This is a genomic window from Streptomyces sp. NRRL F-2580, assembly GCF_000720115.1.
Classification (GTDB): domain Bacteria; phylum Actinomycetota; class Actinomycetes; order Streptomycetales; family Streptomycetaceae; genus Streptomyces.
The window spans coordinates 1-23,511 of record NZ_JOIR01000019.1 but is presented as its reverse complement, the minus strand read 5'-3'; the positions used below and the strand labels follow the sequence as shown (position 1 = coordinate 23,511).

Below are 23,511 nucleotides of genomic sequence, written 5' to 3'. Positions count from 1 at the left end.
GGGCCCGGGTAGGTCCGCCATCAAATCCGCTACCCGGCAGGGGTGTTCGTGAGCATTCGTGAACTGGGCGCGGTGCTGCGCCGTCGCTGGTACGTGATCGTGCCGGCGATCCTGCTCAGCGTGCTGGCCGCGCTCCACCTGTACCGGTCGGTGCCGGTGGCGTACCAGTCGCAGAGCTCGGTGGCGCTGCTCGACTCCAACGCGGCCTCGCAGCTGCCGCCCGCCTTCGGCAACCCCATATCCAACGCGGGCGGCAGCCTGGTCGTGACGGCGGACGTGCTGATCAGGACGCTGTCCGGGGCCGATGCCGCCCGCGATCTGCACAGCCTGGGCGTGACCGATCCGTACACGGTCGGGTTCGCCGCGAACACCTCGGGCCCGCTGCTGACGATGACGGTCACGGGCACCGACCGGGGAAGGGTCCTGGAGGAGACGAACACGCTGACGGCCTTCGCCGGTGAGCAGCTCAACGCGCTCCAGGCGGCGGCCAAGGTCCAGCCCGCCTACTTCGTGCAGACCGCGCCCGTGGTGCTGCCGCAGACCCCGGTGCCGCAGCTCAAGAGCCGCTACCAGCAGGTGCTGGGGGTCCTCATCCTCGGCGCCGGCGGCGGGTTCACCCTCTCCTTCGTGGCCGACGCCCTGCTGGCGGCCCGCCGCCGCAGGCGCGAGAGCGCGGCCGAGGCCGCCGCGCGCGGGAAGGCCGGCCGCCGCCGGACCCGGGGCCGCCACGTGGACGCCACCGCGCTGCTCACCGGCTATCTGGCGCTGGCCTTCTTCATCCCGTCGAACCTGACGCTGCCGGGCCTGGGCGGGGTGGGCACCCCGGCCAACGTGTTCGCCCTGCTGGCCCTGTTCTGGTACCTGGCGACCTGGCTCACCGGCCGGATCCGGCCGGCGCCCGGGACCCGGCTGCCGCGGGTGGCCATGTGGCTGCTGGCCGTGTCGGTGCTGGCCTCCTACATCGCGAACGCGGGCCGCGGGAGCGTGCGCAAGGAGCTGCTCGGCGCGGACCGCGGGCTGATCGCCCTGCTGGTGTGGGTGTCGCTGGTGGTGCTGGTCTCCGCGGGCATCCAGGACCGCTCGCGCCTGGACGTACTGCTGCGCCGGGCGGTGGTGATGGGGACGATCGTGGCCGCCGTGGGGTTCTACGACTTCTTCACCGCGACCAACATCGCCGACAGCATCGGCATCCCCGGGCTGCAGTCGAGCGTCCCGCAGATCACGACCCTGGACCGCGGGGCGTTCACCCGACCCCGGTCCACCACGGCGCAGCCGCTGGAGTTCGGCGGGATGCTGGCGCTGCTGCTGCCCTTCGCCGTGCAGCAGGCCTTCGATCCGGTACGCCGGCACCTGCGGGCGTGGCGCCGCTGGGGGCCGGTGGTGCTGATGGGCGGGGCGCTGCCGCTGACGGTGTCGCGCACCTCGATCATCGGGGCGCTGCTCGTGATCCTGGTGATGGTGCCGCGCTGGAAGCCGCAGCGCAGGTGGAGCGCGATCGGCGTGCTGCTGGGCGCGGTGGCCTGCTTCAAGGTGATCATCCCCGGGCTGATCGGCACCATCACCGCGCTGTTCGCGTCGTTCCTGACGAACTCCGACAGCAGTACCCAGGCCCGTACGGTCAAGTACAGCGCGATCGTCCCCTACCTGGACGAGCGCCCGTTCGTGGGGCGGGGTCTGGGCACCTTCATCCCCGAGCTGTACTTCTTCACCGACAACCAGTACATGCTGACCCTCGCCGAGATGGGCTTCCTGGGGCTGTTCGCGCTCCTGTTCCTCTTCTTCACCGGCATCCACCAGGGCGGGGCGATCCGCCGGCTGGCCGTCGGCGAGTCCGACCGGGAGCTCGGGCAGGCCTTCTTCGCCTCCGCCGTCGTCGCCCTGGTCGTCAGCGCCACCTTCGACGCACTCAGCTTCCCGATGTTCGCCGGGATGTTCTTCCTGACGATCGCCGCCGGGGGCAGCTACCTCGGCTTCATCCGGCGCGCGGCGCCGAAGCCCCGATCCGTGGAGTTCCCATGTCTTCCCGCCGACCCGTCTCCCCTCAGCCCCTCCCCGGCGCCGGCGCCGGCTCCGGTCCGGTAGCCGTCGTCGTCGTCACCTGGAACAGTGCTCCGGTGCTGCCGGAGTTCCTCGCCTCGCTGCCGGAGGGCATGGCCGGGCTCGACTGGCGCCTGGTCGTCGCCGACAACGACTCGGCCGACGACACCGTCGACCTGATCGGCTCCCTGGCTCCGGAGGCGACGGTCGTCCAGACCGGCCGCAACGCCGGGTACGCGGCCGGGGTGAACGCCGCCCTCGGGGCCGCCGCCGCGTGGGAGGGCGGCTTCCGGGCGGCCCTGGTGTGCAATCCGGACGTCCGGATGCGGCGGGGCTGCGCCGCGCTGCTCCTGGACGCGCTGGGCGCCGCGGCGCCCGGCGGCGGCCGGGTCGGGATCAGCGTCCCGCTGCTGTGCGAGGAGGACGGCCGCACGCTGCTGCACTCGCTGCGCCGCGAGTCGCGCGTGACCCGGGCGCTCGGCGAGGCGGTGATCGGCAACCGCCGGGCGGGGCGCTTCCCGCGCTGGAGCGAGCTGGTCACCGACCCGGCCGCGTACGAGCGGGCGACGGTCGCGGACTGGGCCACGGGCGCGCTGATGGCCCTGTCCCGGGAGTGCCTGGACGCCTGCGGGGCCTGGGACGAGTCCTTCTTCCTGTACTCGGAGGAGACGGAGTACTGCCTGCGGGCCCGGGACCTCGGTTTCGTCACGCGGCTGGAGCCGGCGGCCTCGGCCACCCATCTCGGCGGGGACTCGCAGGTCTCGCCGCGCCTGTGGACCCTGCTGACGCTCAACCGGGTGCGGCTCTACGGGCGCCGGCACGGGGCCGCGGCGACGGCCGTGTTCCGGGCGGCGGTCCTGCTGCGGGAGTCCTCGCGGGCGGTCCTCGGCCGCCCCGCCAGCCTGGCGGCCGCCCGCGCCCTGGCCAGCCCGTCCGCGCTGCGCACCACCCCCGGGCCTTAGGGGGTGTGGCCGTCCCAGGCGGTGTAGAAGCTCTCCGGGTTGACCAGGTAGCGGACGGTGGGGCGGGGCAGGTGGCGCACCTCGTGGCGGCGGGCGTAGCGGCGGACGAGCTCCCAGTCCTCGCGGGGCAGCACCTCGGGGGTGCGCCGCAGCCGGCTGAAGTACAGGGACCGGGTGCGGCGCGCCACGAAGGCATTGGTGTCCAGGAAGGCCTCGTGGGCGGCGCGGCGGCGGTCGAAGGGCACCGACAGGACGTCCCGTTCGGTGCCGTCGGGCAGCACCCGGCGCAGCGCCGTGTAGACGGCGTCGGGGCCGCCGGAGGTTTCCAGGACCGCCAGGGCCTGCTCCAGGTGGTCGGGCTCCCACAGGTTGTCGTCGTCGAGGAAGGCCACGTAGCGCGAGCCGGTCAGCCGGATCCCCACGTTGCGCACGACTCCGGCGGTCGCCGTGTTGCGGGCCAGGGACACCGCGAACAGCCGTGGGTCTTCGGGCAGTTCGGGCAGGCCCGCGCCGTCGTCGACGACGATGACCACCTGGTCGGTGACGGTCTGCTCCAGCGCCGAGCGGACCGCCGCGCGCAGCGCCTCGGGGCGCCGGTGGGTGGCGATCACCGTGGCGACCAGGGCGGCCGGGGGGCGGCCCAGGACGGCGGCGAGGCGGGTGGTCTCGGCGTCCTCGAAGCGCCGCAGCCGCAGGGCGGAGGGGGCCAGCAGGAGCTTGTTCCTGGCCTCGAAGAGCACCAGCCAGCCGAAGGCCCGCTTGAGCAGCTCCCAGGGGGCCCGCGCGATCCGGCGCATCATGAACTCTCAATCCTCAGCTGGGTGGTTCGGGGGTGACGGGCCGCCCGTCGGACATGCGGTTGCCCTTCCACACGTTCCCGGCGCCGCCCGCGTTCCAGGCGGCGACCGGGCCGTAGGCTCCGGCTCCGGGGTGGTACTGGGCGGAGAAGACGTTGTCGGTGACCTGGATGCCGGTGGCGCCCGGGCCGCCGCCGTAGAGCGCGTACGCTCCCCCGGCCAGCCAGTTGCCGTCGACGACGACGGAGGAGACGACCCCGGTGTCGGCGAACAGGCCGACGGCCGCGGTGGCTCCCCGGTCCACCGGGGTGGAGTTCAGCAGGGTGTTGTGGCGCAGGATCAGCCGGCCCTTGTTGCCGCCGCCGCTGATGACGGCGTCGGTGTGCTGCCATTCGCCGCCCTGGTTGCGGAAGGCGACGAGGTCGTGCACGTAGTTGTCGTGCAGGTCCCCCTGTCCCATGGACAGGGCGTTGCCGAAGACCGAGATGTCGCACCAGCCGACCTCGATGGAGCTGCCGCCCATGTTGGAGACGGCGTAGTTCACCCCGCCGTTGTCGGGGCCCTTGCCCGGCACGGCGGTGATGGTGGTGTGCAGGACCTTCAGTCCGCTGAAGCCGGGGCGCAGGTTGATCCCCCACCAGTTGATGGAGGTGATCCTGCTGTCGATGACGGTGACGTCGTTGGCGTAGACGTCGAGCGAGCCGCGGATGTCCCAGCCCTTGATGACCGTGCCGTCCTTCTTGACCGACATGTTGCCCGTGTCGTGCCGCTCCAGTGCGATCCGCGGGCCGGTGCTGTTCTCGTCGGGGAATCCGCAGGCTCCGGGCGAGGTGCAGGAGGAGGAAGCGGCGCCGCCGGAGCCGGAGGGCGAGGGTTCGGCCGTCCCCGGTGGGGGCGTCGGGGAGGGTGTGGCCGAGGGGTTCGGCGTGGCGGTGGGCGCGGCGGCGGCCGTACCGGAGGGTGCGGCGGTCGGTGTGGCGGGCGGCGCGGCGGAGGGGTCGCTCACGCCGGTGCGGTCCGCCTGGTAGAGGGTCAGTACGACGGCCAGCACGACCCCGGCGAGCAGCCAGGCTCCCAGACGCCTTCGGTGCCGTCTCACGCCGCTTGCCCCCGCAGTAACGAACGGCTGGGCAGGACGCACAGGCCGTAGACGAGCGTGCCGGCGGTCCCGGTCGCCAGGAGCGCGAGCACCCCGTCGCCGAGGTACCGCTCCAGGCCGAGGACGACCACCGTCATCACCGCACCGCCGAGGAACGGCCAGGCGCAGGCGCGGGCGACGGTGCCCAGGCGGATGCCGCCGCGGTGCAGGGCGAGGAGGAAGACGGGAACCACGACGGCCCCGGCGACCAGGACGTGTCCCTGGGCCACCCCCACGATCCCGCCGGTGCGGGCGCCGACCACGAGGGCCGGGAGCAGGAGGACGAGCCACAGTCCCTGGACCCCGATGAGCGAGCGGCGCCGGCCGATGGCCACCAGGCAGTCGTAGGCGAGCTCGCAGCCGATCCGGACCAGACCGAGCGCCATCAGCCAGGGCAGGGCGCGGGCGGCGGGCAGCCAGCGCGCGCCGTAGATCAGCTCGACGAGCGGTCCGGCGAGGGCGGCGAGCAGGACGCAGAGCGGGACGGTGCCCGTCATCACGACGCCGAGGGCGCGGCCGAATCCGGCGGCCAGGGCCTGCGGGGAGTCCGCCAGCCGGGAGAAGCCCGCGAAGGAGACGCGGCGGGCCGCCTCGGAGATGATCCGTACGGGCCAGCCGGAGATGTTGAAGGCGAGCACGTAGAAGCCCAGGGCCAGGGCGTCCAGGGCGGAGCCGACGACCATGGTGTCCACGTTGACCACGCCGAGGGCGAGCATGCTGGCGCCGGCGAGCGGGAGCCCGAACCGCAGCAGTGCCTTCGCCTGTTCCCGGTCCCAGCCGAACCTCAGGGTGCCGGGCGCGGCGAGGCAGCAGCCGATGAGCGCGGCGACGTTGCCGACGACGGAGCCCCAGGCGAAGCTCATGGCGCCCCAGCCGTCCACGGCCAGCAGCAGGGTCACGGCGGTGCTGAGGACGAAGTTGAGGCCGTCGACGGCCATCCGCCGGCCCTGTGCGAACTCCCGGGTGAGGAAGCCGGCGGGCACCTGGGAGAGGCCGTCGAGGACCACGCACAGGCACATGACCCGCAGGACGCCGGAGGCCTCGGGCGAGCCGAGTACGCCGGCCACCGCGGGGGCCACCGCGAACAGCACCACGTACAGCAGGCCGCTGGACAGGGCGCTCAGGGTGAGGACGGTCGGGGCGAAACGGCGCGGGTCGCCCTCCCAGCGGACGATCGCGAGCGAGACGCCGAGTTCGTTGGCGGAGAGCAGGACCAGCAGCACCGTCTGCGCGATCCCGTACACGCCCCAGGCCTCGGGCCCGAGGAAGAAGCGGGCCAGGATGATCCCGGTCGCGAAGTTGCCGAGGCGCATGACCACGGTGTTGATCAGGCTCCACCGGGCGGCGGAGCCCACCTTGCGCCCGAGCGACGGCGCCGCCGGGGCGGTCTCGGCGTCGGTTCCGGCGGCGGTCACGGCGATCCGCCCGTACGGGAGCCGGCCGCGCCGGAGCCGGCCGGGTGGGCGACGGTCATGCGCAGGGTGGCCGTCGGGTCACCGGCGTCCTCCGCGGCCGGTCCGCCGGCCTCGCCGCCCTCGCCGGGGGCGGGCCGGTGCCTGCCGGGCGAGGACCGCTGCCGCTTGCGGGCCTCCACGAAGAAGGTGGCCACCAGGCTGAGTACGAAGCCCAGCCCGCCCGCCATGACCAGGAACTGGAGCCTGGCCTTGGTCTGTGCCTCCGGCTTCTGGGGAGGCACGATCGTCGACATCCGGATCATGGCGTCGGGTGCCACCGACTGCTGGCTCTGGAACTCCAGCAGCCGCTTTTCCGCGTAGGTGGTGAGGATCTCGTCCGACGTCAGCACGGCGGCCGGGTCGGTCCCGACGACGCTCAGCCACATGTAGGGGCCGAGCGCGTTGTCGGCGATCTTCGCTTCGTGCACTCCGGTGACGCCCAGGGCCTTGAGGTCGGCCTTGGCGCCGTCGGAGTTGAGGTTGCGGGCCAGGCCGTCGGCCATCCCGGTGAGCGAGGCCTGGGTGCTCAGGAAGGGGTTGCCGTCGAAGGCCACCGTGGCCTTCTTCGAGTTCAGCAGGGTCACCGTGCTCTGCGACCGGTACTCCACCGGGACCAGCAGGTACACGGCGGCGGTGAGCGCCGCCGTGATCAGCAGTCCGGGCAGCAGCACGTACCAGCGTCTGCGCATGACCCGCCAGATCTCCGCGAGATCCATGGTCTTCCCCTTCGCATTGCGTTTACAGCGCGTGCTGTCGATCGGTGGCCGCGCCGCGCGGGACGAGGTCGGTCGGGCGCGGCCGGGTGTGCGCGGGCGGGCCGTCGAGCAGGACCGCGGCGATGCGCTCGCTCGCCCGGCCGTCCCAGAGTGCGGGGCAGCGCGGGGCGGGCGGGTGGTCGAGCACCCGGTTCACGGTGGCCGTGATGCGCTCCGGATCCGTGCCCGCGAGCACGTTGGTGCCCTCGTCGACGGTGATGGGGCGCTCGGTGTTCTCCCGGAGGGTCACACAGGGCACGCCCAGGGCGGTGGTCTCCTCCTGGACGCCGCCGGAGTCGGTGAGCACCATGCGCGCGGAGTCCTGCAGGGCGATGAAGTCGAGGTATCCGGCGGCCGGTACGAGCCGGATGCCGCCGGGCACGCCCAGTTCGGCCAGCCGCTCCGCGGCCCGTGGGTGCACGGGCAGCAGCAGCGGGCAGCGGTCGGCGATCTCGCCCAGGGCCTTGAGCAGGCCGCGCAGGGCGCCGGGGTCGTCGACGTTGGCCGGCCGGTGCAGGGTGACCAGGCCGTATCCGCCGCGGGTGAGTCCGTACCGGTCCAGGACGTCCGACTGCCGGGCCCGGTCCAGATTGGCGAGGAGGGTGTCGATCATGACGTTGCCGACGACGTGGATCTGGTCCTCCCGGTAGCCCTCCGCCCGCAGGTTCGCCGCCGCATCGGGCGAGGGGGCCAGCAGGTAGTCGCTGAGCCGGTCGGTGGCGACTCGGTTGACCTCCTCCGGCATGCTCCAGTCCCGGCTGCGCAGCCCGGACTCCACGTGGGCCAGCAGCGGGCCGGCCTTCGCGGTGACCAGGGCGCAGGCGAGGGTGGAGTTGATGTCGCCGACCACCACCACCGCGTCCGGGGCCAGTTCGTCGAGCAGTGGCTCGAAGGCGGCCATCACCCGCCCGGTCTGCTGGGCGTGGGTGCCGGATCCGGCGCCCAGGTACCGGTCGGGCGGGCGGATGCCGAGGTCGCGGAAGAACACGTCGTTCATGGACTCGTCGTAGTGCTGTCCGGTGTGGACGAGGATCACCTCGGCGCCGCGGCGCTCCAGTGCGTCCATCACCGGTTTGATCTTCATGTAGTTGGGCCGGGCCCCGGCCACGCAGACGATCCTGGTCATGGGGTTCAGAGCACCTCCACCGTGGGTCCGGAGACCCGGTTGCGGCAGTCGAGGACGAAGGAGGCGTGCTCGGTCACCATCGCGTAGTCGAAGGAGTCGTGGTCGGTGAGCAGGACGACCACGTCGGCGGCGGCCAGCTCCTTGCGGGTCGGTTCGACCCGTACGAGCCGGGCGTCGACCTTGATGCTCTCCACCACGTGGGGGTCGGCCGCGCGGACCTTGGCCCCCATGTCGAGGAGCAGCTGGGCGATGCGGACGGCGGGCGACTCCCGCGCGTCGCCGGTGTTCTTCTTGTACGCGAGCCCCAGCAGCAGGACCTTGGAGCCGTTGACCGAGCGGCGTTTGGCGTTGAGCGCGTCGATCACCCGGCGCGTCACGTACTCGGGCATGTGGTTGTTGATGTCGTTGGCGAGTTCGACGAAGCGGAAGTTCTGGCCGAGCTCGCGCTGCACCCGCCAGTTCAGGTAGGAGGGGTCGATCGGCAGGCAGTGGCCGCCGACGCCCGGGCCGGGGGTGAACTTCATGAAGCCGAAGGGCTTGCTGGAGGCCGCCTCGATGGCCTGCCAGACGTCGATGTCGAGGTGGCGGGCGAACATCGCGATCTCGTTGACCAGCGCGATGTTCACGTGCCGGAAGGTGTTCTCCAGCAGTTTCGCCAGCTCTGCCTCCTTGGGCGAGCGGACCGGGACCGTGGTGTCGACGAGTTCCCCGTAGAAGGCCTCGACGGCCTTGAGGGAACGGGCGTCGACTCCGGAGACCACCTTGGGGGTCTGCTGGAAGCCCCAGACGGTGTTGCCCGGGTCGATGCGCTCGGGGCTGTAGCCGAGGTGGAAGTCCTCGCCCGCGGTGAGTCCGGAGCCGTCCTCCAGGATCGGCGCGAACAGCTCCTCGGTGGTGCCCGGGTAGGTGGTGGACTCCAGGACGACGGTCGCGCCCGGGCGCAGGAAGCGGGCCAGGGTGTGGGCCGACTCCTCGATGTAGCGCAGGTCGGGGGCGCCGTCCTGTAAGGGGGTCGGCACGGTGACCACGGCGACGTCGAAGCCGCCGCAGTCCCGGGCCAGTTCGCTCGGGCGGTAGGTGCCGTTGGCCAGCGCCCGGTTCAGCCGTTCGGAGGAGACGTCCTCCACGTACGATTCGCCGGCGGCGAGGCTCTTGACCCGCCGCGCGTCCACGTCGTACCCGATCACCTGGTGTCCGACCTCGGCGGCCCGGACGGCCAGCGGCAGTCCGACGTATCCCTGTCCCACGACGACGACGCGCATCAGTGACTCCTGTTCGCGGAACCGGCAGACGGTGTGCGGTGGATCAGTTCCCGGACCGTCATGGCCAGGAAGGCAGCGTTGGTGGTGAGGTAGCGCTTGCCGAGACGGCGCGGCTCCTGGAGGGTGCGGTAGAACCATTCGAGTCCCATCCGCTGCCACACCAGGGGGGCCCTCTTGGTGATGCCGGCGAGGATGTCGAAGGAGCCGCCGACCCCGTGGACGACGTGGGCGCCGGTCTGCTTGCCGTAGCCCGCGGTGAAGATCTCCTTCTTGGGCGAGGTCATCCCGAGGAACAGCATCCGGGCGCCGCTGTCCGCGACGGCGTCGGCGACCGGCTCCTGGTCGGAGTCGTCGAAGTAGCCGTTGCGGCTCCCGGCCACCCGCAGGCGCGGGAAGCGTTCGGAGATCTGCCGGAGCATCTTCTCCAGCACGGACTGTTCGGCGCCGAGCAGGTAGACGGGGATGTCCGCCACCTCGGCCGCGGCGAGCAGCCGCATGAACAGGTCGATGCCCGCGACCCGTTCGGGCAGCCGGACGCCCAGGACCCGGCCGGCCCAGACCACCGCCTGGCCGTCGGCCAGGACGAGGTCGCAGCCGGCGACCGCCGCGGCGAGACGGGGGTCGCGCCGCATGTTGACCAGCTTGGCGGCGTTGACCATGCCGATCTCGATCTGTTCGCCGCGCCGCACCGCGTCGAGGCAGCGCTGCACGGTCTCGTCCATGGTCAGGGGATCGAGCGCGATCCCGAAGAGGAAGGGCCGCTGGGTCATCTCGGCAGCCCCCCGAGCCAGGCGAAGAGCATCCAGCCGAACTCGTACGGGCGGCACTCGCGGTCCACCGCGAGGGGCCGGAAGATCCGGTCCAGCGGGGCCAGGCGCGCGCCCGGCACGACCCGGGTGGTGAGCCCGCGGGCGGCGCGGACGGCCTTCTTCGGGTCCCCGCGGTAGACCTTGCGCCAGGTGACGCCGTAGTCCTCGCGGATCATCGGCTCCCGCGGGCTCCCGGTGGGGCCGGCGAGTTCGGGCACGTCGGTCATCCAGCGCAGGCCCTTGCGGACGGCCGCGCCGAAGTCGGTGCCGCCCGCCTCGGCCAGGTCGAGCAGGGCGGTCGGGGCCATGGCGTGCTGGTGCACGCTGTAGACCGGGTAGCCCTCGATCACGTCGCCGCGGCGGGCGTCGTAGTGCCACCACCACTGTCCGCCGTCGCCCTGCAGGGCGCAGATGCGGGCGGCGCAGGCGTCGGCGGCCGCGAGGGCCTCCGGGTCGTCGCCGCTCGCGTGCAGCCGGGCCAGTGCCTGGAGCGGATAGGTCTGGTCGGCGAAGCAGGCCACGTGGGAGCGGTATCCGGGGACCAGTCCCGGCCCGGTGGCGTGCGGGAAGAGCGGGCCGTCGCCCGTCCTGGCCGCCAGCAGGCGGGTGCGGGCGGCCGCGAGGCGGGCCTCCACGTCCACCGCGCCGCGCGCGGCGGCGAGGGCGGAGAGCACCCAGGCCGCCTCGACCGTGTACTGCGGCCGCCCTGGCACGTCCAGTACCGCCACCCGGTCGAGGGCGTCGGACAGCTTCGGGTGGCGGGTCTCGGCGGCGGCCCAGGCGATGAGTGCCGCGTCGCCGAGGTTCACCACCCCCGGCAGCCGCTCCACGAGCAGGCCGGCGAACTCCCCGGCGGAGCGCCCGCCGAACAGGGCGCGCTGGCGGTCCTCGGGCAGGAACCGGGCGCCCAGCGCGGTGATGGCCGCGTACCGGGTGCTGGTCCCCCGCTGCTCCAGGCGGCGGGTGCCGTCGGGCGAGACCGTTCCCGCCCTGGTGAACACGAAGGTCTCGGCGCCCGGCAGGTACATCGCGGGAAGTCCCGCCTCGGCCAGCGCGAGCAGCCGTTCGGCGAGTGCGCGCAGCGGCAGGTCCTCACCGGCCAGTGCTGTTAATCGTGTGCTGGTCATCGGGTCCCCACCCCGATGCCCCGGGTGCTCAGCGCACTCCGTATGTCCGAGCCGTACGGCACCAAGACACCTACCCCCTCTGATCGTTCCTCGGAGGGGGATTGCGCGTGACGGCGACGCCCGTGCCGCCGGTGTCGTCCCACCGGCGTCACGAGCCGTCCGAAGGCTGCGTCTGGACCCCCCAGCGATGCCCCGGACTGGAGCATGCGTGATCGGCAGTGCGGGTGGGCGCGTGGTGTGCGCGCCCGCCGTCACACTGCCGGCGATGCCCTCGTCGTGTTACAACCCCCCACTGAGCACGGCCTGTTGCGTGCTCAGATCCCGTATACAGGGACAAGGTATGCCCACGGATGTTCGTTGATTGCGGTTTTGAGGAAATGCCGGTGACGCAGTTTGCCGACGTTCCGTCAGGTTCGCTCCAGGAGCGTGCCGTCCTTCTCGTCGTGCAGCGCGCCGGTGCGCGGGCACTCCCATACGCCGGGCTCGTCCGCGCGCTCCACCAGCCGGACGCCCGCCCGGCCCACCCAGCCGATTCGCCGCGCCGGCACACCCGCCACGAGCGCGAAGTCCGGTACGTCCTTGGACACCACCGCGCCGGCCGCCACGAGCGCCCAGCGCCCGACCCGCACCCCGGCCACGCACACCGAACGGGCCCCCAGCGAGGCCCCCTCGGCGACCACGACCCCGGCGGGCTCCCAGTCGCCGTCGCGCTTGAGCCGGCCGTCGGGTTCGACGGCGCGCGGGTAGAAGTCGTTGGTGAGGACGGCCGCCGGACCGATGAACACCCCGTCACCGAGCTCGGCCGGCTCGTACACGAGCGCGTAGTTCTGGAGCTTCACGTGGTCCCCGATCCGTACGCCGGGTCCGACGTACGCCCCGCGCCCCACGATGCACCCGCGCCCGAGCCGGGCCTCCTCCCGTATCTGCGCCAGATCCCAGATCGTGGTCCCCTCACCGAGCTCGGCGCTCTCGTCGACCTGGGAGGAGGGTTGGATGCGGACGCTCACGGCGCGGTCCCCTTACGGTTCGCGAGACATACGGACATGCGGACATGCGGACATGCGGACGCACGTCCGTACGAGCCGAGCATATGCGTCGACGGGACACCCCACGTGTGGATCAACCCACCGCCCCCGCCAAGGATTTGGCCGGTTTCGCTCCCTGGTTCACAGGAGGCGCTCGGGGACCGGGCCGGCCGGGAGGGTGCGGGTGTGGAGGCGGCCGTCGGGGGCCCGGAACTCCACGTCGCCCATCGGGTCGGCCGTGACCTCGCCGACGACGGCGGCCTGCCGGCCGTGGGGGTGGGCGCGCAGCGCCGTCAGGACCCGCCCGGTGTGCTCCGGCGGGACGAACAGGCACAGGCAGCCCGCGCAGGCCGCGTCCAGGGGGGCCAGGCCGCGGGCGCCGAGGGCCACCCGGGCCTCGTACCGTACGGGCAGGGCGGCCTCGTCGACGCACAGCGTCAGGCCGCGGCCCGCGGCGCACTGGCGCAGCACCTCCGCGAGGCCTCCCGCGACCACGGTGCGGGCGTGGTGGAGGTCGGCGCCCACCTCCCGCAGCATGCCGCCGAGGGGAGCGCAGTCGCTGGGGACGTGGTGCTCGTAGCCGAGGCCGTCGCGCAGGGAGACCAGGTGGGCGGCGTGGCTGCCGAGCGGCCCGGTCACCACGATGCGGTCGCCCGGCCGGACCGAGTCGAGGTCCAGGGCCGGTGCGCCGGGGCCGAGCACCCCGAAGGCGGTAGCGGTGACGAAGACCCGGTCGGCCTCGCCGGCGCGGACGACCTGGGTGTCGACGGCGGCGATCGTGACCCCGGCCTCGGCGGCGGCGGAGCGTACCGAGGCGGTCAGCCTGCGCACCAGTTCCAGCGGGAGCCCGGCCTCCAGCACGATGCCGAGGGCGATGTGCCGGGGTTCGGCGCCGGTGACGGCCAGTTCGTTGACGGCGCCGCAGACGGCCACCCGGCCGATGTCGCCGTTGCCGAAGAAGGGTGGGTCGACGACGTACGTACCGGTGCGGACGACGACGCTCCGGTCCGGCAGGAGCTCTTCCTCGATCAGGGCCCGTGCCCCCGGACCGAAACCGACCTGGGCCGCGTCCCACCCCTGTGCGTACGTCACGCCATCCCCCGATGCCCGCGAGTCATGATCGCCCCATCATCCTGCGCCCACCGGGCCCCGCATACCCGTTTCGGCCGTACGGCGACGGATGAGGGGTCAGTAGGGGCGGCGGCCCGGACGTCCGTAGCCGCGCAGCAGGACTACGGCGGCCACGGTGGCCAGGGCCGGGAGCAGCGCGAAACCTGCCAGCATGCCGAGTTCGGCGGTCGCGCTCTGTTCGGCGGCGCGGCCGGTGCCGGAGGGGACGTAGCCGGAGAACTGGAGCACGAGGCCGTAGAGGAAGGGGCCGAGGGCGACGCCCAGCCCCTCGCCCGTGGTGAACAGGCCGGACAGGACGCCCGCCTGGCGGCGCTCGGTGCGGGCGGAGTCACGGGCGATGCAGTCCGGCAGCATCGCGTACAGGAAGAGCAGCTGGCCCGCGTGGCCGGTGCCCGCGAGCGCCATGGTGACGAGCACCGCCGCCGGGGGCAGCAGCGGGGCCGCGAGGAAGAGCAGGCAGCCGGTGGCGAAGAGGGCGGAGGCGAAGGCGTGTCCGCGGCGACCGCGCAGCCGTGACCAGAGCGGGAGGGTCAGCAGGTTGGGAGCGACGAACGCGGCCACCATGGGGCCGACGCCGGCGGAGTCGTGCAGCACGTGGTCGGCGAAGTACGGGGCGCCCGCGAGGAGGATCCCGGTCGCGACGGACTGGACGACCGCGCACCGCAGCAGCGCCGTGAAGGCGGGGTTGCCGCGGGCGGCGGCGAACTGGCGGCGCAGGCTGGGTTCGCTCTCCAGGACGGGGGCGCCGCGGCCGGCGCCGGAGGTGCCGGCGAACACCCAGAGCGTGCCCAGGGCGATGACCGCCGCGCCGAACAGGCCGACCCAGCGGTGCCCGGCGAGGCCGCCGCCACCGGCGTCGACGAGGGCGGGTGCGGCGGCGCCGGTGACGAGGGCCGCCACCCCGATGACCGCGACCCGCCCGCCGACCAGCCGCATCCGGTCCTGGTCGCGGTCGGCGAGCTCGGCGGGCATGGCGACGTACGGCACTTGGAAGAAGGCGAAAGCGGTGGCGGTGAGCAGGTAGCCGGCCGCGGTGAACCAGGCGCCGGCGGTGCCCGGCAGCGGGCCGGCGAAGGTCAGTGCGAAGGCCAGGGCCATCGCGAAGCCGCCGCCGAGGACGTACGGGCGGCGGGCGCCCCAGCGGGTACGGGTGCGGTCGCTGGCCCGCCCGACCAGCGGGTTGAGCAGCGCGTCCCACGCCTTGGGGACGAAGACGATCGCGCCGGCCAACGCGGCGCCCACGCCCAGGGTGTCCGTGAGGTACGGGAGCAGGAGCAGGCCCGGGAGGGTGGTGAAGGTACCGGTGACGAGGGAGCCGGAGGCGTAGCCGAACCGGAGCCGGGCGGGCAGGGCGGCCGGCGGCCGGTGCGGCGGTCCCGCGGGGGCGGACGGGCCCGGTGCTCCCGCCGGTCCCGGTGCGCCGGGCGCCGTCGGTGCCTCCGGTGCTCCCGCCGGCTCCGCGGCGTCCGGTACGGCGCGGGGGGTGCGCGCGGACCTCGTGGTGGCCATCGGGGGTCCCTTCCGGGATCGGGGAGAGCGGGAGAGCGACGGTGCGAAGGCCCCGCCCGAAGGGCTGGGGGATGTCCCGGGGGGCGGGGCCTCGGAACGAACAGTGCGTCCCGCCGCATGGAGGTCACTAAAGCCCGGGGCCCGCAGAGGGCGTGCGGGGCGGGACGAGTTCCTGCCATGCACCTTGCTGACACCGGCGCCGAGTGGCCGCCCGGTCCACCACCGCTCCACCATGGCGGGCAGAGAAGGAGAGGGACATGACAGTCGACCACGGCACGACCTCGCCCCCCACCATCCATGGACACGCGACCGCGGGCACCCAGCACCTGATCCACCGTCCGCCCACCCGGGCGTACTACGCCCTGGACGCACCCAGCCTGGGTGAGGAGCACTTCACCCTCGTCGGCGCGACTCCCGTCACCCACCCGCTCTTCAACGACGGCCCGGGGCACTTCCACGACCTGCAGATCGCCACCGAGACGGTGCGCGAGATCGGCGAGTTCGTCGGGCACCGCTACTTCGGCGTGCCGGACGAGCGGCCGGGCCTCTTCTACCGCTTCGCCCTCGACTTCACCGACCTCTCCGCCTGGCGCACGGACGCGGGCGCCGCCGGCCCCGTCCCGCTGGCCACCCACATCACGGCCCGTCCGGCGAACGTGGTGGCCGAGGTGCCGCGCGGGCTCGACTTCCACCTCCAGGTCACCATCGACGGCCGCCCCTGCGCGACGGGCGCCGCCGGCCTGGTCTTCCTCATGCCGAAGCTGTACCGCAAGCACGTGGAGCACTCCCGGCAGGCCCTGCAGGCCGCGCCCGAGCTCGACGACGCCCCGGACGGCCCGCTGCGTCCGGTCGACTCCGCCGAGGCGGGCCGCTACGCCCCCGAGAACATCGTGATCAGCGAGCCGACCGACCTCTCGCGCGGCCGGCTCAGCACGTGGCTGCTCTCCACCCGGGTCAGCCCCGTCTTCACCGGCGAGGACGGCCAGTACTCCGGTCTGCACCTGATGGAGGCACTGCGCCAGACCTCGCTGCTCGCCTCGGGCCGCGCGCACGGCCTCAACCCCGCGCGCAGCACGCTGGGCGCCTGCCAGGTGCACTTCCGCGGGCCGGCGGAGCGCGATCTGCCGCTGCGCTGCGTGGCAGTGGCCGGGCCGCTGGGGCGGGACGACGAGGGACGGCCCACCGTTCCCGTCACGCTCACGCTGACGCAGCGCCGCCGGGCCGTCGCCGAGGCCCGCACCTCCGTGGTGCAGGACTACTGAGCACCATGCGCTTCGGGATTCTGGGCCCGCTGGAGGTCACCGGCGGTACGTGCCCCACGGGCACCGGCCAGGCGACCTCGTACGCCCCGCAGGCCGCCAAACTGCGGGTCGTCCTCGGCACGTTGCTGGTCCGGGCCAACGAGGTCGTGTCGGTGGAGAGCCTCATCGACGAGCTCTGGCCGGACGCGCCGCCGCGCACCGCAACGACGACGCTCCAGGTGTACGTCTCCCACCTGCGCAAGACCCTGCAGAGCGCCGATCCGGAGAACGGCCGGGAGGCGCTGGTCACCCGCCGTCCGGGCTATCTGCTGCGGGTCGGCGCGGACGCGGTCGACAGCGCGGCCTTCGAGGCGCTGTCCCGGCGCGGCCACCAGGCCTTGCAGACGGCCGACTTCGCCGCGGCGGCCGATCTGCAGCGGCGGGCGCTCGCACTGTGGCGGGGGCCGGTGCTGTCGGACACCCCGCACGGTCCCGTCCTGGAGGGCACGGCCGTGCGCCTGGCGGAGGCGCGCACGACGGCGCTCGACGAGCGCATCCGGGCCGAGCTCCACCTGGGGCTGCACCGTGAACTCGTCGCCGAACTCCAGGAGCTGGTGGCCGAGCACCGGATGCACGAGGAGTTCCACACCCATCTGATGGTGGCGCTGTACCGGTGCGGGCGGCAGGCCGAGGCCTTACGGGTGTTCGCGCTGCTGCGCGAGACCCTCGTCGAGGAGCTCGGGATCGAGCCGGGTCCGGGGTCGAGCCGGCTCCAGCGGCGCATCCTGGAGGGCGACCCCGCGCTGTCGCGGTCGGGCGCCGGGACGCGGGCCAGGGCGGCGGCCGGGACGAAGACGGGGCCCGGTCCCGGGGCCGGGACCGGGACCGGGCCCGCGGGGACCGGGACGGACGTGGGCGGGACGGAGGCGGGCGGGACGGAGGCGGGCGCCGGCGTGGCGCCGGCCGGACCGGGCCGGGCCGCGCACCGCGACGGCGCGGGCACGGCCGGCGCGGCGGCCGGGGCCGGGGCCGGGGCCGGGGCCGAAGTCGCGTACGGCGGGAAGGCGTCGGGTACCGGCGCGGGGGCTGCCGCGGGCGGCTGGTCCGCCGCGCTCGGCGCGCTGCCCGCCGCCGACCCCTGTTTCACCGGCCGGGCCGACGAACTCACCGCACTGGAGCGGATGCTGCGCGGCGCCCCGGCGGGCGGCTGCGTCGCCGTGACGGGCATGCCGGGCGCCGGCAAGACGGCCCTCGCCGTCGAGGCCGCGCACCGAGTGGCGGACGCCTTCCCCGAAGGACGGATCTTCGTGGACCTGCGGGAGTCCACCGACGCGCCGGCGGACGGGCCGCAGGCGGAGCGGGCGCAGGCCCTGGACCGGCTGCTGCGCGGAAGCGGCGGGCCCGCCGGACCGGCGGACGGCCCCCCGGCGGCCCCCCGGGTGCTGCTGGTCCTGGACGGGGTCACCTCCGAGACCCAGGTGCGGGCCCTGCTGCCCGCGCTGCGGGGCGCCGTGGTGCTGCTCACCGCGCGCCGCGTGCCCGCCGGGCTCCCCGGACTGCGGTCGATGGTGCTCGGACCATGGCGCCCCGAGGAGACCAGGCGCCTCGTCGGGCTGTTCACCGGCCGCGCCGGGACCCGCGCGGTGACGCGCGGCGGCACTCCCGTCGTCGATCCCGGCCCCGGCCCCGATCCGGGCACGGTCGCCGAGATCGCCGAACTGTGCGGACGGCTGCCGCTCGCCGTGCGGACCGCCGCCGCGCAGCTCGCGGCCCGGCCGCACTGGTCGGCCGCCACCCTGGCGGAACGGCTGCGGGACGAGAGCGGCCGCCTGGACGCGCTGCGCAGTGGCGACGTGGACGTACGGGCCCGCCTGCTGGAGGTGTACGCGGCGTGCCCCGACGAGCAGCGGCGGGCCTTCCGGCTGCTGTCCCTGCTGCCGCCGGGCCGGTTCGGCGCCGTGCAGGCCGCCGCCGCGCTGGACGTGACCGCGCCGCGGGCTTCGGCTGCTCTGGAGGCCCTGGCCGACGAGCGGCTGGTGGCGGTGGACCGGGACGGCTGGCACCTCCCGGAACTGCTGCGGCTGCTGGCGGTGGAACGGCTGGCCCTGGAGGAGCCGCCCGGGGCGGTGCGTGCGGGGGCCGAGCGGGTGTGCCGGGCGTACGTCGCCGCCGCCGCGGAGCCCGGTCACGCACCGGACTCCGGCGCGCGCGGGCTCGTACGCCTGGCCAGGACCGCGTACGAGGCCGGGCTGTGGGCGCTGACGGTGCGGCTGACGGACGCCCTGGCCGGCGCGTGGGTGCAGGACGAGGGCGAGGCGGCCTACACGCTGGCCCTGGACGCCGCCGAGCGGTGCGCGGACCGCTCGGCCCAGGCGCGGATGCTGCGCTCGCTCGGCGATCTCGCCTGGCAGTTCCGGCGCGTGGAGCGCGCCCACGAGCTGTTCTCCGGGGCGCTGGCCCTCGCCCGGGCGGCGGACGACGAGGAGGAGGCGGCGCGCGCCCTGGTGGGACTGGCCGAACTGCGACTGGACGCCGGGGAGTCGGCGGAGGCGGCCGCCCTGCTGGAGCCGGCTCTCGCCGCCCTGTCGGAGCCCGGCCGCACGCGGGGCCGGTACGAGGCGAGCCGCGCCCGGGCGCTGCTGGCGCTGGCGCAGGACGGGCCGGAGGGCGCCCGGGCCTGGTTCGGCGAGTGCCTGGAGCTGGCGGGCGCGCTGCGCGACCACCGGCTGGAGGTGTACGCCTTGCGCTCGCTGCGCGCGCTGAGCACCCCGTCCGGGCCGGGCGCGGACTCCGGTCCCGGTTCGGGTCCCGGTTCCGCTTCCCGTCCTGCGGCGACGCGTGCCGTGGAGATCCGTCCGGGGCTGTGGCGGATCCATCCGGCCGGGGTCGGCGCATGAGCGGGAGGCAGGAGTCGGTGAGGCACCCGCTGGGTCCGGTGACGGAGCTCGTCGGCCGTGAGCTCGAAGCCGCGGCGCTGCGGGAGCGGCTGCGGGACCCGGCGGTGCGGCTGGTGACGGTGACCGGGCGGGCCGGTGTGGGCAAGAGCCGGCTGGCCGTGGAGGTCGTACGGGAGATCGGCGGGGAGTTCGCCCGCGTGGAGCACCCGGACCCCGCGGTCGCGCGCCCGGACCTGCCGGAGCCGCACGGTCCGTCAGGCCCGCACGGTCCGTCAGGCCCGCACGATCCGGCCGCCCCCCACGGCTCGGCCGCCCCGCACGGCCCGGCCGGCCGGATCCTGGTCGTGCTCGACGGCTGCGACCACGAGGCGCGCCCGGCCGCCGCCGCGGCCGTGGAGGCCCTCGCCGGCGATCCGCGGGTGGTGGTGCTGGCCACCGCCGTGGAGCCGCTCGGGGTCTACGGGGAGCAGCTGCTGCCGCTGGCGCCGCTGCCCGTGCCGGGGCCCCGGCGGGGACCGGTGGGCGGCGCCGCCGATCCGCACGAGGTGCAGGAGGCGGCCTCGGTCGCGCTGTTCGTTCGCCGGGCCCGCGAGGCCGACCCCTCCTTCGCCCTCACCCTGGAGAACGCCGGGGCCGTCGCCGAGATCTGCACGCTGCTGGACGGCCTGCCGCTGGCCGTCGAACTCGCCGCGCGGCGGCTGCGGCTGTTCCCCGCGCACCTGCTGCCCGGGCGGCTGCGCGGCCGCACTACCGTCCTGTCCGGCGGCCCGGCGAACGCGCCCGAACGGCACCGCTCGCTCGCCGCGCTCGCCGAGTGGAGCTGCCGCGGCCTGGACGACGGCGCCCGCGCGCTGCTGGGCCGGCTCTCCGTGTACGAGCCCGGCTTCGGCCTGTCGGCGGCCGGGCTGTCGGCCGAGGCGGCCGTCGAGACCCTGCTGGACCGCGGGCTGCTCGCCGTGGTGGGCGAGGAGCAGGGGGAGCTGCGGCTGGCCGTGCCCGAGCCCGTACGGTCCCACTGCCGCGCCGAGCTGGCGGATTCGGGCGGCGAGGAGGCGGCGCTCGACGCGCACGCGGAGCGCTACCGGCTGCTGGTCACCGCCGCGCTGCCGGGACTGCGGGGCACCGGACAGGACCGGTTGCTGCGGGAGCTGGCGGCCGAGGGCGCCAATGTGAGCGGCGCCCTGCGGCGGCTGCGCGAGCGCGGCGACAGCGAGACGGCAGCCGCCCTGGTGCTCGGCTGCCGCCTCCCGTGGCTGGCGCAGGGGCGGCTGCGGGAGGGCCTGGAGTGGTGCGACGACACCGCCGAGGCGGGCGGGCCGGCACTGCCGGAGGCCGTACGGGCCCGGCTCGCCGACACGTCCGGCGTGTTCGCGCTCGCCCTGGGCGATCCCCAGGAAGCCGTCCGCCGCCACCGGCACGCGCTGGCCCTGGGCAAGGGCGTCGGCGACCGCCGGCAGAACGCGCTCGTCTCCGCCCGGCTCGGCGCGGCCCTGCTGCGGGCCGGCGATCCGGCGGGCGCGCGGGCGGTCCTGGTGACCGCCCTCACCGCGCTGGAGTCGATGGGCGTCACTAGGGGCGCGGCCGAGGCGGCGGGCTCGCTCGCCGCCGTCCTGCGCGCCGAGGGCGACCGGCGCAGGGCGCGGGAGCTGCTGGACCGGTCCGTGGAGACGTTCCGGCGGATCCGCGACGGGCGGGGGCTCGCGGGCGCCCTGCGGACCGCGGCCGCGCTCGCCCTGGAGGGCGACGAGTCGGACGCGGCGGACCGGGCGCTGCGGGAGAGCCTGCGGCTGTACGGGGCGTTCGGCGAGCGGACCGAACTGCCGGGCGTACTGGAGGAGTTCTCCCTGCTGTTGCTCCGCACCGCGCCCGCCCAGCAGCCGCGTGCGGTACGGCTGCTGGCGGCGGCCGACACCCTGCGCGGCGAGACGGGCGCGCAGGTGCCGGACGAGTGGCGGTCCGCGGCCGAGCGGGCCCGTACGGAGCTGAGTGCGCGCCTCGGCTGGACGGACTTCGCCGTGGCCTGGGCGGAGGGCGTGCGGATGACCGTGCCCGCCGCGGTGGCGGAGGCCCTTTCGGCGCCCGCGCCCTCGCGGCGCGCCGCGGGCGGGGCGGCCCCCGAGGCGCAGTCGCTCACCCCGCGGCAGGTCCAGGTGGCCCTGCTGGTCTCCGAAGGCATGACGAACCGTCAGATAGCCGCCAGGCTGGACATCTCCGAGTGGACCGTCGTCAATCACGTCCGGCACGTGATGCGCCGCCTCGGGTGCAGTTCGCGCGTGCAGGTGGCCGGGGCGGTGGGCCGATGGGCCTGACCGGCTCCACCGCGCACGGCACGGCGGGCACGCGCCCCGGGCCCACCCCGGCCCGGCCGCTGGACCTGGTCCCGCCCGCCGAGGTCGCGGACCGGTTCCGGGGGGCCGGCTGGTGGCGCCTGCAGACCTTCCTCGACGACCTGTACCGTACGGCCGCCCGCGCGCCCGGGCGCCCCGCCATCATCTCGGAGCGCGCGCACCGGCCCGAAGGCCTGCGCCGGGTCACCCTCAGCTACGCCCAGCTCGCCCGGTACGTCGACCGGTTCGCCGGCGCCCTGACCTCGCTCGGGGTCTCCCCCGGCGATCCGGTCGCCTTCCAGCTGCCCAACTGGTGGGAGACCGCGGCCCTCACCCTCGCCTGTCTGAGGGTCGGCGCGGTCGCCGTTCCTGTACTGCCGACGGTACGGGCCCACGGGCTCCACCGGATCCTGGACGGCACCCGGGCCCGGATCTGCGTGGTGCCGGACGTCTGGGAGGGCTTCGCGCACGCCGAGGCCCTCGCGGACCTCGCCGGGCGGCTGCCGTGGCTGCGCCACCGGGTCGTCCTGGGGGACGCGGCGGCGACCGGAGCGATCGATTTCGCCGCGTACTTCCGGCGCACCGCCCACGAGCGCACCGAGGCGGGCCTGCGCAGCCGGCCGCGCGGCGGGCAGGCCGACCGGCCCGCGCTGCTGATCAGCGTCATGGGCCTGCGGGACGCGTACACCTCGGTGCTGCACTCCCCCAACACCCTGTACGCCAACATCTCGGCCCAGAGCGGGCCCGACGGCCCGGGGCGGCGGCCCGGCGAGGTTTTCCTCAGCACACTGCCGCTCACCTCGCTGGCCTCGCTGCTCTACACCGTGTGCTGGCCGCTGGCGGTCGGCGGGACGGGGGTCTTCCAGGACGTGTGGGATCCGGGCCGGTGCCTGGACCTGATGGCCACGGCCGGGGTCGACCAGGTCTACGCGGAGCCGGCCTACCTCTCCGAGCTGGTCACCGCGCAGCGCCGGCGCCCGCGGGAGACGGACCGGCTGCGGCTGGTGCTGTCGGGGGGCCGCACCAGCACCCCGGCGCCGCTCGCCGCCGAGCTCCGCGAGGTGTTCGGCGTACCCGTGCTGTCCGTGTGGGGGGCGCCGGAACTCGGCATGGGCGCGCTCTCCGTGGACACCCCGCAGGGCGGTGACGGCGTCCGCGGAGACGGCGTCCACCCGCTGCGGGGGCTGGAGGTGTCGGCCGCGGACGCGATGTCTCCGCTGGAGGTGCGCGGCCCGTCGGTCTGCCTGGCCACCTGGCGCCACGGCGCCCCTGCGCCGGTGGCCACCTGGGAGCGGGGGGACGGCTGGCTCGACACGGGTGACCTGGCGACCGCCGACCGGCACGGCGGGATACGGGTCCTGGCCCGGGCCGGCACGCGGACCGGCGCCATCTTCATGGTCCCGGTCGCCGAGGTGGAGGAGCGGCTGCTGGCGCACCCCCGGGTGCGGGAGGCGGCGGTCGTCGCCTACACCGATCCCGAGCACGGGGAGCTGCCCTGCGCCGTCGTGGTCCCGACGGCCCTGGACCGGCCGCCGGGGCCGGCCGAACTGCGCGTGCACCTCGTCGCGCTGGGCGTCGCGGAGGCCTTCCTGCCGACGCGGTTGGAGATCGTCGGCGCGCTGCCCCGCGACGAGGGGGGCCGCGTCCGGCGCGGCGCCCTCCGCAACTGGCTGACCCGCCTCCACCCCGGCACCCCCCGCCCCACCCCGTCCTGACCCCGGGTCGGCCGCGGTCGGCTGCGGTCGGCTGCGCCGCTCGGGCCGCTTGGCTGCGCCGCTCGGGCGGGGTCGGCGGGGGCCGGTTGCGCGGGTTGGCTGCGCCGCTCGTGCGGGGTCGGGTGGGGGCCGGTTGTGCCGGGGGCGGGCGGGCGCCGGGGCGTCTCCTCGGGCGCCGAACGTGACGGGGGGGCGGAGA

17 protein-coding genes are annotated in these 23,511 nt (G+C 74.9%); 6 read left to right on the top strand and 11 right to left on the bottom strand.

Features of this window, described 5'->3' with window-relative positions; all coding sequences use genetic code 11:
- The first annotated feature begins 48 nt into the window (after positions 1-48).
- Both IF88_RS0122020 and IF88_RS0122015 read left to right on the top strand, forming a co-directional pair.
- Positions 49-2,082, top strand: a complete 2,034-nt coding sequence (locus IF88_RS0122020) for an O-antigen ligase family protein (RefSeq protein WP_078893055.1) — start codon at positions 49-51, stop codon at positions 2,080-2,082.
- Positions 2,016-2,999, top strand: coding sequence for a glycosyltransferase (locus tag IF88_RS0122015; RefSeq protein ID WP_078893043.1), 984 nt, complete (start codon positions 2,016-2,018; stop codon positions 2,997-2,999). Before IF88_RS0122020 ends, IF88_RS0122015 begins: the two co-directional genes overlap by 67 nt.
- On the opposite strand, the gene IF88_RS0122010 is transcribed toward IF88_RS0122015, so the two are convergent.
- From IF88_RS0122010 to IF88_RS0121960, 11 genes are all read right to left on the bottom strand, one after another.
- Positions 2,996-3,799, bottom strand: a complete 804-nt coding sequence (locus IF88_RS0122010) for a glycosyltransferase family 2 protein (protein WP_030715028.1) — start codon at positions 3,797-3,799, stop codon at positions 2,996-2,998. The genes IF88_RS0122015 and IF88_RS0122010 overlap by 4 nt on opposite strands.
- 13 nt (positions 3,800-3,812) lie before the next feature.
- A complete protein-coding gene (locus IF88_RS0122005) occupies positions 3,813-4,895 on the bottom strand; it encodes a hypothetical protein (protein WP_051837309.1) in 1,083 nt (360 codons plus the stop codon).
- Complete coding sequence (locus IF88_RS0122000; protein ID WP_234323639.1) at positions 4,892-6,349, bottom strand: oligosaccharide flippase family protein; 1,458 nt, start codon at positions 6,347-6,349, stop codon at positions 4,892-4,894. The genes IF88_RS0122005 and IF88_RS0122000 overlap by 4 nt, the downstream gene beginning before the upstream one ends.
- Positions 6,346-7,104 carry a chain length determinant protein gene (locus tag IF88_RS0121995; protein ID WP_199808110.1) on the bottom strand — a complete coding sequence of 253 codons (759 nt, stop codon included), beginning with the start codon at positions 7,102-7,104 and terminating at the stop codon, positions 6,346-6,348. The genes IF88_RS0122000 and IF88_RS0121995 overlap by 4 nt, the downstream gene beginning before the upstream one ends.
- Before the next feature lie 22 nt (positions 7,105-7,126).
- Positions 7,127-8,269 (bottom strand): non-hydrolyzing UDP-N-acetylglucosamine 2-epimerase, encoded by a 1,143-nt coding sequence (gene wecB, locus IF88_RS0121990; RefSeq protein ID WP_030715013.1) that lies wholly within the window; start codon positions 8,267-8,269, stop codon positions 7,127-7,129.
- A gap of 5 nt (positions 8,270-8,274) precedes the next feature.
- Entirely contained in the window at positions 8,275-9,531 is a 1,257-nt protein-coding gene (locus tag IF88_RS0121985) for a nucleotide sugar dehydrogenase (RefSeq protein ID WP_030715010.1), read from the bottom strand.
- The gene (locus IF88_RS0121980) at positions 9,531-10,301 is read right to left on the bottom strand and encodes a WecB/TagA/CpsF family glycosyltransferase (protein ID WP_030715007.1); all 771 of its coding nucleotides are present in this window, start codon (positions 10,299-10,301) and stop codon (positions 9,531-9,533) included. The genes IF88_RS0121985 and IF88_RS0121980 overlap by 1 nt, the downstream gene beginning before the upstream one ends.
- The gene (locus IF88_RS0121975; protein ID WP_030715004.1) at positions 10,298-11,467 is read right to left on the bottom strand and encodes a hypothetical protein; all 1,170 of its coding nucleotides are present in this window, start codon (positions 11,465-11,467) and stop codon (positions 10,298-10,300) included. The genes IF88_RS0121980 and IF88_RS0121975 overlap by 4 nt, the downstream gene beginning before the upstream one ends.
- Before the next feature lie 407 nt (positions 11,468-11,874).
- Positions 11,875-12,474, bottom strand: coding sequence for an acyltransferase (locus IF88_RS0121970; RefSeq protein ID WP_030715001.1), 600 nt, complete (start codon positions 12,472-12,474; stop codon positions 11,875-11,877).
- 159 nt (positions 12,475-12,633) lie between these two features.
- On the bottom strand, positions 12,634-13,584 hold the full coding sequence (locus IF88_RS0121965) for an AIR synthase-related protein (protein ID WP_030714999.1): 951 nt from the start codon (positions 13,582-13,584) through the stop codon (positions 12,634-12,636).
- Between the two features lie 96 nt (positions 13,585-13,680).
- A complete protein-coding gene (locus tag IF88_RS0121960; protein WP_158754501.1) occupies positions 13,681-15,132 on the bottom strand; it encodes an MFS transporter in 1,452 nt (483 codons plus the stop codon).
- A gap of 257 nt (positions 15,133-15,389) precedes the next feature.
- Here IF88_RS0121960 and IF88_RS0121955 point away from each other — a divergent pair, with 257 nt between their 5' ends.
- Genes IF88_RS0121955 through IF88_RS0121940 form a run of 4 tightly spaced genes read left to right on the top strand, consistent with a single transcriptional unit; the run spans position 15,390 to position 23,312 of the window.
- Entirely contained in the window at positions 15,390-16,394 is a 1,005-nt protein-coding gene (locus IF88_RS0121955; protein ID WP_030714993.1) for an AfsA-related hotdog domain-containing protein, read from the top strand.
- A 5-nt stretch (positions 16,395-16,399) separates the two neighbouring features.
- Positions 16,400-19,270, top strand: a complete 2,871-nt coding sequence (locus tag IF88_RS42265) for an AfsR/SARP family transcriptional regulator (protein ID WP_051837307.1) — start codon at positions 16,400-16,402, stop codon at positions 19,268-19,270.
- A complete protein-coding gene (locus IF88_RS0121945) occupies positions 19,267-21,579 on the top strand; it encodes an ATP-binding protein (protein WP_030714979.1) in 2,313 nt (770 codons plus the stop codon). The genes IF88_RS42265 and IF88_RS0121945 overlap by 4 nt, the downstream gene beginning before the upstream one ends.
- A complete protein-coding gene (locus IF88_RS0121940) occupies positions 21,570-23,312 on the top strand; it encodes an AMP-binding protein (protein ID WP_078893042.1) in 1,743 nt (580 codons plus the stop codon). The genes IF88_RS0121945 and IF88_RS0121940 overlap by 10 nt, the downstream gene beginning before the upstream one ends.
- The last annotated feature ends 199 nt before the right edge of the window (positions 23,313-23,511 follow it).